This is a genomic window from Cereibacter johrii, from assembly GCF_001720585.1.
GTDB lineage: Bacteria > Pseudomonadota > Alphaproteobacteria > Rhodobacterales > Rhodobacteraceae > Cereibacter_A > Cereibacter_A johrii.
This window is the reverse complement of sequence record NZ_MABH01000106.1, coordinates 1-12225: the sequence shown is the minus strand read 5'-3', so window position 1 is coordinate 12225 and position 12225 is coordinate 1. Positions and strand designations below refer to the sequence as shown.

At 70.5% G+C, this 12225-nt stretch carries 13 protein-coding genes; 8 read left to right on the top strand and 5 right to left on the bottom strand.

Annotated elements, in window-relative coordinates:
• The coding region (locus A9O63_RS07805; protein ID WP_069331417.1) for a PAS domain-containing protein at nucleotides 1-565 on the bottom strand (565 nt) is incomplete at its 3' end.
• Nucleotides 566-755: 190 nt separating this feature from the next.
• Here A9O63_RS07805 and A9O63_RS07800 point away from each other — a divergent pair.
• The 4 genes from A9O63_RS07800 to A9O63_RS07785 all read left to right on the top strand — a co-directional run bounded on the left by A9O63_RS07800 (nucleotide 756) and on the right by A9O63_RS07785 (nucleotide 4078).
• Nucleotides 756-1646: a YicC/YloC family endoribonuclease gene (locus tag A9O63_RS07800; RefSeq protein ID WP_069331416.1), complete on the top strand. Its 891-nt coding sequence runs from the start codon at nucleotides 756-758 to the stop codon at nucleotides 1644-1646.
• A 4-nt stretch (nucleotides 1647-1650) separates the two neighbouring features.
• Nucleotides 1651-2286, top strand: coding sequence for a guanylate kinase (gmk, locus tag A9O63_RS07795; protein ID WP_069331415.1), 636 nt, complete (start codon nucleotides 1651-1653; stop codon nucleotides 2284-2286).
• Nucleotides 2283-2801, top strand: a complete 519-nt coding sequence (locus tag A9O63_RS07790) for a gamma carbonic anhydrase family protein (RefSeq protein WP_069331414.1) — start codon at nucleotides 2283-2285, stop codon at nucleotides 2799-2801. Before gmk ends, A9O63_RS07790 begins: the two co-directional genes overlap by 4 nt.
• Nucleotides 2802-2884: 83 nt before the next feature.
• Nucleotides 2885-4078, top strand: a complete 1194-nt coding sequence (locus A9O63_RS07785; RefSeq protein WP_069331413.1) for a trans-sulfuration enzyme family protein — start codon at nucleotides 2885-2887, stop codon at nucleotides 4076-4078.
• Nucleotides 4079-4085: 7 nt separating this feature from the next.
• On the opposite strand, the gene A9O63_RS23305 is transcribed toward A9O63_RS07785, so the two are convergent.
• Nucleotides 4086-4502, bottom strand: coding sequence for a hypothetical protein (locus A9O63_RS23305; protein ID WP_227471950.1), 417 nt, complete (start codon nucleotides 4500-4502; stop codon nucleotides 4086-4088).
• Between the two features lie 158 nt (nucleotides 4503-4660).
• On the opposite strand from A9O63_RS23305, the gene A9O63_RS07775 reads away from it, so the two are divergent.
• Nucleotides 4661-5701 (top strand): sensor histidine kinase, encoded by a 1041-nt coding sequence (locus A9O63_RS07775; RefSeq protein WP_069331412.1) that lies wholly within the window; start codon nucleotides 4661-4663, stop codon nucleotides 5699-5701.
• Nucleotides 5702-6013: 312 nt separating this feature from the next.
• Here A9O63_RS07775 and A9O63_RS07770 read toward each other — a convergent pair whose 3' ends face one another.
• From A9O63_RS07770 to mazG, 3 genes are all read right to left on the bottom strand, one after another.
• On the bottom strand, nucleotides 6014-6955 hold the full coding sequence (locus A9O63_RS07770; protein WP_069331411.1) for a nucleoside hydrolase: 942 nt from the start codon (nucleotides 6953-6955) through the stop codon (nucleotides 6014-6016).
• A gap of 225 nt (nucleotides 6956-7180) precedes the next feature.
• A complete protein-coding gene (locus A9O63_RS07765) occupies nucleotides 7181-8191 on the bottom strand; it encodes a Fe(3+) ABC transporter substrate-binding protein (protein ID WP_069331410.1) in 1011 nt (336 codons plus the stop codon).
• A 149-nt stretch (nucleotides 8192-8340) separates the two neighbouring features.
• Entirely contained in the window at nucleotides 8341-9147 is an 807-nt protein-coding gene (mazG, locus tag A9O63_RS07760; RefSeq protein ID WP_069331409.1) for a nucleoside triphosphate pyrophosphohydrolase, read from the bottom strand.
• Between the two features lie 211 nt (nucleotides 9148-9358).
• On the opposite strand from mazG, the gene A9O63_RS07755 reads away from it, so the two are divergent.
• The 3 genes from A9O63_RS07755 to A9O63_RS07745 all read left to right on the top strand — a co-directional run bounded on the left by A9O63_RS07755 (nucleotide 9359) and on the right by A9O63_RS07745 (nucleotide 12179).
• Nucleotides 9359-10525, top strand: a complete 1167-nt coding sequence (locus A9O63_RS07755) for a M20 aminoacylase family protein (RefSeq protein WP_069331408.1) — start codon at nucleotides 9359-9361, stop codon at nucleotides 10523-10525.
• Between the two features lie 239 nt (nucleotides 10526-10764).
• On the top strand, nucleotides 10765-11730 hold the full coding sequence (gene speB, locus A9O63_RS07750; protein ID WP_069331407.1) for an agmatinase: 966 nt from the start codon (nucleotides 10765-10767) through the stop codon (nucleotides 11728-11730).
• Nucleotides 11727-12179: a DUF1499 domain-containing protein gene (locus tag A9O63_RS07745; protein ID WP_069331406.1), complete on the top strand. Its 453-nt coding sequence runs from the start codon at nucleotides 11727-11729 to the stop codon at nucleotides 12177-12179. The genes speB and A9O63_RS07745 overlap by 4 nt, the downstream gene beginning before the upstream one ends.
• Nucleotides 12180-12225: the final 46 nt, after the last annotated feature.

Below are 12225 nucleotides of genomic sequence, written 5' to 3'. Positions count from 1 at the left end.
CCGGCCGTTCGGCAGGCTGGGCATCGACCATGTCGACGGCCGAGCGCAGGATCGTGAGCCGCCGCGGCGCGCGGCCGATGGCGCCGTCGGTCACGAGGCAGCCGAAGATCAGCGGCTGGCTCTCCTCTGGCCGCAGCGGCAGCAGCAGGAGCCGCCCGGTCAGCGCGGCGCGGCCGAGCGAGGCGGGCGACTCGAGCCAGATCTCGCCCACGCCCGGCCCGGTCAGAACGCGCGCCACGACGCTCGCCAGACGCTCGCGCGAGTCCACGTCGAACAGGGTCGAGATCGGGACGCCGCGCACGTCGATGCCCATGAGGTCGGCCAGATGCATCCCGGCGAGGCGGAAGCGCGCCATGCCGGGCGCGATCCGCTCGGCAAGGAAGGCGCAGGTCAGCGCCTCCTCGACACGGCGCGGATCGATGTCGCCCCGGCGCGGCAGCTCGCCCCCGGCGCGCAGGCGCAGCTCGTGCCAGTAGCTGCGCAGCAGCGCGAGCGACGCCGGATCGACCCCCGTCCGCCCGCTGCCGGTCTGTCCCACGCCGGTGCCGCCCATCCTCATGCCCATGACTTGCCTCCCGTTTCCCATGGGGCCGCGCGGCTTGCCGCGCATCCGTCGCTCTGTTATGCGCCGCTGCGGGCGAAGCCGGGCTCCGGCCGCAATGGTTATTCAAATGTTAATCTACCCCTCCTTTCGTATCTCGGGGTGAAGATTCTGAGAGCATGGTAAACGGACGGGCGGGGTCGAGGAGGACTGCATGATCAGCTCGATGACCGGCTTCGCGGCGCGCCGGGGCCAGGGCGAGGGCCATTCCTGGCTCTGGGAACTGCGCTCGGTGAACGGCAAGGGCCTCGATCTGCGGTTGCGGGTGCCGGACTGGATCGAGGGGCTCGAGCCCGCGATCCGGGCTGAACTCGGGCGGGTGCTGCAGCGGGGCAGCGTGAGCCTCTCGCTGAAGGTTGCGACCGAGGGCGGGGCGGACGGGCTCCGGATCAATTTCGGCACGCTTCAGACGATGCTGCGGGCGCTGTCCGAGGTCTCCGCGGCCGCGCACGGATCGGGGATCGAACTGCGCCCGGCGAGCCCGGCCGATGTGCTGGGGCTGCGCGGCGTCCTCGAACAGGCGACCGGGGTCGAGGATACGGGCCCGATCCGCGCGGCGCTGCTGGCCGAGCTGCCGGAACTGCTGGCGGCCTTCACCGAGATGCGGCGCACCGAGGGCGAGGCCCTGGCCCGGCTGATCGGCGCGCAGCTCGACCGGATCGAGGCGCTTACCGCCGAGGCCCGCACCGAGGCCGAGGCCCGCCGCGAGGCCGCGCCATTCGCGCTTCGTGAAAATCTGGCCCGTCTCCTCGCGGCGGGAGAGGGTCTCGACGAGACCCGCATCGCGCAGGAACTGGCGCTTCTGGCCGTCAAGCAGGACGTGACCGAAGAGCTCGACCGGCTGGCAGCCCATGTCGCGGCCGCCCGCGCGCTGCTGGGCGAGACGGCGCCCGTGGGACGGCGGATGGACTTCCTCGTGCAGGAGTTCATGCGCGAGGCCAACACGCTCTGCTCGAAGGCGCAGTCGCTGGCGCTGACGCGGGTAGGGCTCGACCTGAAGACCGTCATCGACCAGATGCGCGAGCAGATCCAGAACGTGGAGTAACCCCTTGGCCCGCCGTGGACTTCTTCTGATCCTCTCCTCGCCGTCGGGCGCGGGCAAATCGACCCTTTCCAAGCGGCTGACCGCTTGGGATCCCTCGATCCGCTTCTCGGTCTCGGCCACCACCCGGGCGCCGCGGCCGGGCGAGGTGGACGGGCGCGATTACTACTTCCGCACCCGCGACGAATTCATCGCCGCCGTCGAGGCGGGCGAGATGCTCGAACATGCCGAGGTCTTCGGCAATTTCTACGGCTCGCCCAAGGCGCCGGTCGAGAAGGCGCTGGAGCAGGGCCACGACACGCTGTTCGACATCGACTGGCAGGGCGGCCAGCAGATCCGCAACTCCTCGCTCGGCCGCGACGTGGTCTCGATCTTCGTGCTGCCGCCCTCGATCGCCGAGCTCGACCGCCGCCTGCGGTCGCGGGCGCAGGACAGCGAGGAGGTGATCGCCACCCGCATGGCGCGCTCGAAAGACGAGATCAGCCACTGGGCGGAGTACGATTATGTGCTCGTCAATCGCGATCTCGACCTTGCGGAGGAGCAGCTGAAAATGATCCTCTCCGCCGAACGTCTGCGCCGCGACCGCCAGCCCGACCTGATGGACTTCGTGCGCGGCCTCAACGGGGAGTTCGAGACGAGATGATCTATGCACTGGACGGCGTCGCACCGCGGATCGATGCCGAGGCCTGGGTCGCACCCGGCGCGAGCGTGATCGGCAAGGTGGTGCTGGAGGCCGGAAGCTCGGTCTGGTTCGGCGCGGCCCTGCGCGGCGACAACGAGGAGATCGTGATCGGCGAAGGCTCGAACGTGCAGGAGAATGCGGTGCTGCACACCGACATGGGCTATCCGCTGACGGTAGGGGCCAACTGCACCATCGGCCACAAGGCCATGCTGCATGGCTGCACCATCGGCGAGAACAGCCTGATCGGCATGGGCGCCACCGTGCTCAACGGCGCGAAGATCGGCCGGTTCTGCCTGATCGGCGCCTGCGCGCTCGTGACCGAAGGCAAGGAGATCCCGGATTTCTCGCTGGTCAAGGGCTCTCCCGGCAAGGTGGTGCGCGAGCTGACCGAAGAAGAGCGCGCCCGGCTGATCGCCTCGGCCGAGGGCTATGCGGCCAACGCCCGCCGCTTCCGCGCGGGTCTCACCGCGCTCTGACCGGCGCTGCCGCAGACGGGGGGCGGGTGGCTGCCCCTTCCCATTCGGCCGGGGCCGGCCCCGGCAGCCTGAAGGAGACGACCTTGGCCGAACGCGACGACATTCCCGAAAGCCTCGTGCGCCGGACGCCCTGGCCCGAGAGCGCGAGCCGGCCGGTGGTGACGCCGCTGCAGCCGTCGGTGGTCTATGCCTCGCTCGACCCCGACCAGCTCGACGCGCAATATGCGGGGCAGGTCAAGGGCTTCACCTATGCCCGCGAGGGCCATCCCAACGCCGAGGTTCTGGCGCGCAAGATCGATGCGCTCGAAGGGGCCGAGGGCGGGATCGTGGTGGGCTCGGGGATGGCGGCGGGGGGGGCGGTGCTGCTCGGTCTCCTGCGTGCGGGCGATCATGTGGTGGGGGGCGACCAGCTCTATGGCCGGTCGCTGCGGATGATGGCCGAGGATCTGCCGCGGCTCCCCCCCCCCCCCCCCCCCCCCCACGCGACCGATGCGGCGGCGGTCGAGGCGGCGCTCCGGCCCGAGACGAAACTCGTGCTGATCGAGGTGGTCTCGAACCCGACGCTGCGGGTGGCCGATCTCGATGGCATCGCCGCGCTCTGCCGCGCGCGCGGGATCCTTCTCGCGGTCGACAGCACCTTCTCGACCCCGCGCGGGATCCGGCCCTTCGAGCATGGCGCGGATATCGTGATCCATTCGGTGACGAAGCTTCTGGCCGGCCATTCGGACGTGACGCTCGGCTATGTCGCCTGCCGCACGCCCGAGCTTCGCCGGGCGGTCGAGCTTTTCGCGGTGACGACGGGCCTCACGCCCAGCCCCTTCGACTGCTGGCTGGCCGAGCGCGGGCTTCTCTCCTTCCACCTGCGCTACGACCGGGCCGAGGAGAATGCCGCGCGGCTGGCCGAGCATCTGGCGGGCCTGCCGGGGGTGCGGCGCGTGATCTATCCGCTGCGGCCCGATCATCCCGATCAGGCGCGGGCGGTGGCGCTCCTCGGGCAGCGTGGCGGCAACATGCTGTCCTTCGAGCTCGAGGGCGGGCGCGCGGCAGCCAATGCGCTGACCCGTGCCATGCCTGCGGTGGCCTTCGCGCCCACGCTGGGCGATGTCGGAACCACGCTCTCGCATCCGGCCTCTTCCTCGCACCGGGCGGTCGCGCCCGAGATGCGGGCGCGTCTCGGCATCTCGGAGGGCTTCTTTCGCATCTCGGTGGGCGTCGAGGAGGCGGACCTCCTGATCCGCGATTTCACCGCGGGCGTGGCCGCAGCCCGCGACGCCTGAGGCGGCTCTAGTCCCCGGCGACGAGGTCCAGGGTGAGGCCCGCCGCGTGCCGGGACAGCTCGCGCTCGACCAGATCCGGCGCGGGCAGCGGCGGGCAGCGCACGATCACGCGCCCCGCATAGCCCAGCCCGCGCAGCCGGTGGAGGAGGTCGACGGCGTCGCAATCGGCGGCGATCAGCGGCACCGAGACGGCTGCCGGGGCCAGATCGGCCAGAAGCAGCGCGGTAAGGCCCGAAAGACCGGTTTCGGCCATCGAGGGAGGCCCGAGCGGCCCCGCCTCGGGCGCGATGAGCCGGATGGCCGCAGGAGGGGACATGAGCCGGGCCTGACCCGCCCTGTCGGGCAGCGGCGCGACCGGCCTGCCGCCGTCCCAGACCAGCCTCAGACAGGGCCGCCCGTGCCCGCTCGCGTCCTGCCGTCTCATCCGATATCTGCCTCTGCCGGATTGTTTTGGAAAGAATGTACAGGTTCCCGATCGGATCCGGTTGAAGATGCACTCTCTGGCCGCTGTGGCGAGAATGGCACGGCTGGCACTGGCCCTCCGCGCATGGCAGGAAGGGGCCGAGGCAGAGGGAGACCGCAATGCAGGCGCAGGATGCAGCTCAACTTCTGGAGGGCGTGCCGCTGCCCCTCGTGCTGATCGGCCCGGATGAGCGGATCCGGGCGGCCAACGCGCCGGCGCAGCGGCTGTTCGGGGCCGCGAGTGTGGCGCGGCATTATGTGATGGCGATGCGGCAGCCGGCGCTGCTCGATGCGATCGAGGGCGCGATCCGGCTCGACCGGCCCGGGCGCGCGAGATACATCATCACCGGCCCCTCGCGCGAGGTGACCTACCGCGCCACGGTGACGCCGCTCCGGATTCAGGGCGAAAGCTGCGCCCTCTGCGCCTTCGAGGACATCACCGAGCAGGAGCAGATGGGTGCGATCCGGCGCGACTTCGTGGCGAATGTCAGCCACGAGCTGCGCACCCCGCTGACGGCGCTCCTCGGCTTCATCGAGACGCTGCAGGGCGCCGCGCGAGACGATCCTGCGGCGCGGAGCCGGTTTCTCGGCATCATGGCGCGGGAGGCGGGCCGGATGAACCGGCTGGTGCAGGATCTGCTGTCGCTGAGCCGGGTGGAATCCGAAGAGAGGGTGCGGCCGAAGACCCCGGTGGATGTGACGGCGGTGATCGGACAGGCTATCGCCGCGCTGCGCCCCATGGCCGAGGCCGCAGGCGTCGAGATCCAGCGTCAGGGCGAGGCCGGCCCGATCCTTCTGCCGGGCGACCCCGACCAGCTCACGCAGGTCTTTCACAACCTCATCGAGAATGCGGTGAAATACGGCGCTTCGGGCAAGCTCGTCACCGTCGGGATCTCCCGCGATTCGGAGGGCCTCGCGCGGCTCGGGCCTGCGGTGCGGATCGAGGTGGTCGATCGGGGCGAGGGAATCGACGCCATCCATCTGCCGCGGCTGACCGAACGGTTCTACCGCGTCGACAACCACCGCTCGCGCGAGAAGGGCGGCACCGGGCTGGGCCTTGCCATCGTGAAGCATATCGTGAACCGGCACCGGGGCCGCTTCCTCATCGAGAGCGAGCTGGGGCAGGGCAGCCGCTTCATCGTGACACTGCCGCTGGCCTGACCCCGCCTTCTCTTGCGGGGACGCCTGTCAGACGGCTCTCGCCGTCGGCAGGGCCGGGCTTCGGCGGGTCCCGCGACCGCTGCCCCGGAGAGGACGATCCGCAGAAGCGCAGGCCGCTTGCAACAGGCAGGCCCGGCGCCCTTGTCGCGCGCGGCAGGGAAGATCCTGCGGCGCGCGGTCGGAGGCGGGTCCGCTGCGCGAAGTACCGGGTTGCGCCGTGCCGGGGGAGGCCCGGAGGCGGCGATGGGCGGGCGTCGGGCCGAAGCGGTCGCGGCCGGACAGGTTCCGGCACCCGGGCGAGCGGTGGCGGCCTCAGAGCCGCGCGATCCGTTCGGTCAGGAGCGCGAAGAAGCCATTCGCATCGAGGTCGCGCATGAAGAGCGCGTTCGGCGCCCGGTCGCTCACCCGCCACCAGTCCGCCACCGTCATGCCGGTGGTGAAGCGGCCCTCGGTCTCGATCTCGACATTGATGTGGCGCCCGAGGAAGAGGTCGGGGTTGAGGAGATAGGCGATCACGCAGGGATCGTGCAGGGGCGCGCCCTCGCTGCCGTATTTCTCGCGGTCGAACCGCTCGAAGAAGTCCATCCACTCCGCGACCAGGTCCCCGATCCGGGTGCCCATCGCGCGGAACCGCGCCACGCGGGCCCTGTCGGTGACAGCCTTGTGCGTCACGTCGAGCGGCATGACGACGAGCGGCACGCCGGCGCCGAAGACGACCGCCGCGGCCTCGGGATCGACGAAGATGTTGAACTCGGCCGTGGGCGTGATGTTGCCCACCTCGAAATAGGCCCCGCCCATCAGCACGATCTCGCGGATGCGCGGCGCCACGTCGGGCGCGCGCTGAAGCATGGTCGCGATGTTGGTGAGAGGACCGAGCGGGCAGAGAGTGATGCTGCCTGCGGGCTCGGACCGCAGCGTCTCGATCAGGTAATCGACCGCGTGTCGCTCCTGCAGGGGCAGGGTGGGATCGGGCAGGGCCGGCCCGTCGAGGCCGGTCTTGCCGTGGACATGCTCGGCCGTGACGAGAGGCCGCGCCAGCGGCGCGTCGCAGCCGGCGAAGACGGGAATGTCGGTCCGGCCCGCGATCTCGCAGAGGATGCGCGCGTTACGCTCGGTGAGCCGCAGCGGCACGTTGCCCGCCACCGCGGTGATGCCCAGCACCTCGAGCTCGGGGCTCGCCAGCGCGAGCAGGATCGCCACGGCGTCGTCCTGTCCGGGGTCCGTGTCGATGATGATCCGGCGGGGCGGGGTCATGGCGTCTCCTGAGCTCAGTCGGGGCACCAAAGCGCAGGACGCGGCGCTTGTCCATCGCGACGCAGGGGGAGGAGGTTCCGCGCGCTCCGGGCGTCTCCGGTTCGCAGAGGAACGGGCGACGGGCGGGAAAGCACAGCGCCCCGGCCAGCCGCCGGGGCGCGGGCAGGGGCACCGGACGGGCGATGCCGCCCGGCACCGCAAGGGGCGCCGGGCGACCGCGGGAGATCAGCCGTCGAAATCCACGGTCTCGATCAGCTTCAGCGCTTCGCCGCGATGCGAGGCCACCTCGGCGAGCCCGAGCGCGTCGGGCGTGAACTCGCCCCAGCTCTGCACCAGCTCCGAGCGCGCGACGCCGGGTTCGACCGGGAACTCGTGGTTCGCCTCGGCATAGATCCGCTGCGCCTCGTCCGATGCCAGCCACTCCATCAGCTTCAGCGCGGCCTCGCGGTTCGGCGCGGACTTCGTCATGGCGACGCCCGAGATGTTCATGTGGGTGCCGCCGCCCTCGAAGGTCGGGAAGACGATGCGGACCGAGTCCGCCCATTCCTTCTGCTCGGGATCGGCCAGCATCTGCCCCATGTAGTAGGTGTTGCCGAGGCTGATGTCGCATTCGCCGGCCCAGATCGACTTCACCTGATCGCGGTCGTTGCCTTCGGGCTTGCGGGCGAGGTTCGCCTTCACCCCTTCGAGCCAGCTCTTCGCGCCCTCCGTGCCGTGATGCGCGATGACCGCACCCGTCAGCGCCACATTGTAGTCGTTGGTGAAGGAGCGGGTGCAGATCCGGCCCTTCCACTTGTCCGAGGCGAGATCCTCGTAGGTCGTGACCTCGCCGTCCTTCACGCGCTCCTTCGAGGCATAGACGATGCGGGCCCGGCTGGTCAGGCCGAACCAGTGGCCCGCCGGATCGCGGAACTCGGCAGGGATGTTCGAGGAGAGCACGTCGGATTCGACCGGCTGCGTGACGCCTGCCTCGACGACCTGCATCAGCCGCGCGATATCGACCGTCAGCACGAGATCGGCCGGCGAGCGGCTGCCTTCGGCCACGAGCCGCTCCGCCATGCCCTTGTCGACGAAGGCCACGTTGACGTCGATGCCGGTCTCGGCCGTGAAGGCATCCACCAGCGGCTGGATCAGCTCGGGCTGGCGGTGCGAATAGATGTTCACCTCGTCGGCCAGGGCGGGCAGGGCGGTGGTGCCAAGGGCAAGGGCTACCAGCGGAAGAGCGGCGTGACGCATATGTGACCTCTTTTGTCAGGTATTACCTGAGCAATAGGCCGGATGGCCCCGGGCGTCAATCGCTGAGTCTATCAGTCAACAAAACGCCCGACGCAGCGGCTGGGCCGCGACACTGGCCGGGCAGGTTTCCCTCGGAGCCTCAGCCTCCCTCAGGCACGTTCCTCGGCCTTGGCACGATCCCAGAGCGCGTCCATCTCGGCCAGGGTGCTGTCCTCGGGACGGCGGCCCTCCTCGGCGAGCCAGGCCTCGATCCGCTCGAAGCGGCGGGTGAACTTGGCATTGGCCGCGCGCAGCGCCGCCTCGGGGTCAATCTTCAGATGCCGGCCGAGGTTCGCCATCACGAAGAGAAGGTCGCCGAATTCCTCGAAGGTCTCCTCGGCGGTGAGGCTGTCGCGCGCCTCCACCAGCTCGCGCGCCTCCTCGGTGATCTTGTCGAGCACCTCGCCGGTCGAGGGCCAGTCGAAGCCCACGCGCGCGGCGCGCTTCTGCAGCTTCACGGCCCGCGTCAGGGCGGGAAGACCGAGCGCCACCCCGTCGAGCACACCCGCCTGCGCGCGGCCCGCCCGCTCGGCCGCCTTGATCCGCTCCCAGTCGAGGGTCTGCTGATCGGACGACTTGTCGCGCGACTCGTCGCCGAAGACATGCGGGTGGCGGGCGATCATCTTGTCGGCGATGCCCGTGGCTACCGCCTCGAAGTCGAAGAGCCCCCGCTCCTCGGCCATGCGGGCGTGAAACACCGTCTGCAGCAGGAGATCGCCGAGCTCGCCCCGCAGCTCGTCCCAGTCCTCGCGCGCGATGGCGTCGGCCACCTCATGCGCCTCCTCGAGCGTATAGGGCGCAATGCTGGCAAAGGTCTGCTCCACGTCCCAGGGGCAGCCGCGCTCGGGGTCGCGCAGCCGCTCCATGATGGCGAGAAGCCGGGGCAGGCCCGGACCGGCGGTGAAGGGATCGGACATGGAGAGCCTCGCGAGGGTTCGGTCGGGCCCGGCATAGCTCCCCAAGGGACAGCGGTAAACCGTCCGGTGGGGCGGATCCCTCTGCAGGGCGGCTGCTCGAGCGAGGCCGCCGTGGGCGGAACCGGCCCGGTTGACGTAGCGCCATCCGGCTTGCGGCGGGAGCCGATTTGGGCTTCCTTGCCCGCCTGACCCTTGAGCCCAGGAGTGCCCCATGCCCGTCGTCAACCGCATCGCCGATTACGCGGAGGAAATGACGGCCTGGCGCCGCCATCTGCACCGCCATCCCGAACTGCGCTTCGACTGCCAGAACACCGCGGCCTTCATCGCCGAGCGGCTGCGCGCCTTCGGCGTGGACGAGATCCATGAGGGGATCGCCACCTCCGGCCTCGTGGCCATCATCGAGGGGCAGGGCGAGGGTCCCACCATCGGGCTCCGCGCCGACATGGATGCGCTGCCGATCGAGGAGCTGACGGGCGCGGACCACGCCTCGACGGTGCCCGGGCGGATGCATGCCTGCGGCCACGATGGCCATGTGACCATGCTGCTGGGGGCTGCGCGCTACCTCGCCGAAACGCGGCGATTCGCGGGCCGCGTGGCGCTCCTCTTCCAGCCCGCCGAGGAGGATGGCGGCGGCGGCGAGGTCATGGTGCGCGAGGGCGTGATGGACCGGTTCGGCATCTCGCAGGTCTATGGCATCCACAATGCGCCGAACGTGCCGCTGGGGCGGTTCGTGACCGCGCCCGGGCCGCTGATGGCCGCGGTGGACACGGCCACGGTGCGGGTGATCGGCAAGGGCGGCCATGGCGCCACGCCGCACGAGACGGTCGATCCGGTGGTCGCGATCGTGGGCATGGTCTCGGCGCTCCAGACCATCATCTCGCGCAACCTCTACACGCTCGACGATCTCGTCCTTTCCGTGACCCAGATCCACACCGGCTCGGCCTCGAACATCATCCCCGAGGACGGCTGGTTCTGCGCCACCATCCGCACCTTCACGCCCGAGGTGCGCGACCTCGTCCGCCGCCGCTTCCACGAGATCGTCGAGGGCCATGCGGCGGCCTATGGCGTGCGGGTCGAGATCGACTACGAACTGGGCTACCCGCCCACGGTGAACGATCCGGCGAAGGCGGGTTTCGCGGCCGAAGTCGCCGCCGAGATCGCGGGCGAGGCAGGGGTCGAGGCCAATGCCAATCGCGAGATGGGCTCGGAGGATTTCGCCTACATGCTCGAGGCGCGCCCGGGGGCCTATCTCTTCCTCGGCACGGGGCCGGGCGCGGGGCTGCACCACCCCGCCTACGATTTCAACGATGCAGCAAGCCCGCTGGGGGCCAGCTTCTTCGCCCGCCTCGTGGAACGCGCCCAGCCGCTCGAGGCGTGACCCCCGCGTCGGACGCCGACCCACGAGGCGCCCGCTGTCGCTCACGGCCGGTCCCGCCGCCCGCCCTCTTCCCGGCAAGCCCTGACAGGATGGGTCCGGGACCGGCCGCCCAGCGGCGCAGAGGCCCGCCGCGCGATGGGCGGCGGGCTGCGCAGGAGGCGCCGCTGTGGCCCGGAAGGGGCTGGCGCCGGGCGCGCGCATGACTAGACTGCGCCGCGACCGCCGGCCGAGGGAGACAGATGGCGCTTGAAGATGCGAAGAACGAGGTGGACGTCGCTTTCGGAGGGCGCGGCCCCCGCGGCTACGCCTACGAGAACGCCTTTGCCGGGGCCACGAGCTTCCTGCGCCGCCGCTACACGAAGGACCTGACGGGGGTCGATCTGGCGATCACCGGCGTGGCCTTCGATCAGGCGGTGACGAATCGCACCGGCACCCGCTTCGGGCCCCGCGCGATCCGCGAGGCCTCGACGCTGCAGCCCTACGACCGGCCGTTCGGCTGGGGCTTCGATCCGCTGGAAGAGCTGACGGTGGTCGATTACGGCGACCTCGCCTTCGATTATGCCCGCACGGCCGAGTTTCCCGCCCGCCTCACCGCCCATGTGGCGGGCATCCTCGCGGCGGGCGCGGGCGCGCTCACGCTCGGCGGCGATCATTCGATCACCCTGCCGATCCTGCGCGCCCATGCGGCGGTCTTCGGGCCGCTCTCGGTGGTGCAGTTCGATGCCCATTCCGATCTCTGGGCCGATGACGATCCCGACCGGATCGACCACGGCACCTTCATGTACAAGGCGGTGAAGGAGGGGCTCGTCGATCCGGCCCGGTCCGTGCAGGTGGGCATCCGCACCGACACGCCCGACTGGCTGGGGATGAATGTGATCGACGCGCGGACGGTGCACGAACAGGGCCCGGCCGAGGTCGCGGCCCGGGTGCGGGCCATCGTGGGCGACCATCCCACCTACCTCACCTTCGACATCGATGCGCTCGATCCGGCCTTCGCACCGGGCACCGGCACGCCGGTCTGGGGCGGCCTCGCCTCCTGGCAGGCCGCGGCGCTCCTCCGCGATCTGGCCGGCCTGAACCTCGTCGGCGGCGATGTGGTCGAGGTGTCGCCGCCCTACGATTCCGCCGGCATTACCGCCGTCGCCGGCGCCCATGTGGCTTACGAGTTGATCTGTCTCTACGGTTGGAGAAGGCGCAAGGAATGAAACGGATGAGCTATCTTCTTCTGGTCCTCCTCGTCCTCGTGGGCGGCCTCGTGGGCTATGTGCGCTTCTCGCCGAACGAGCCTGCTGCCTGGCATGCCGATCCGCTGCAGGTGACCGGGCGCGGCGCCGACAACAGCTTTCTCGCGGCCCCCGGCGGCGATGTGGAGCCTCTGCATCTGGCGCTTCCGCCCGATCAGGTGGCCGCGCGACTCGAGAAGATCGCCGCCGCCTGGCCCCGCACCCGGGCGATTGCGGGCGCGGGCTTCCACCGCACCTGGATCACCCGCACGAAATGGTGGGGATTCCCCGACTTCACCTCCGTCCGTCTGGTCCCCACCGACGACGGAGGCACCGATGTCACGCTCTTCGCCCGCTCGCGCTTCGGCAAGAGCGACCTCGGCGTGAACCGCGCCCGCGGCCAGGACTGGCTGGCCCAGCTGCGCTCCTGAACTTCATTCTGGCGCAAATATCCTCGGGGGGAGCCGCCCCGCCCGG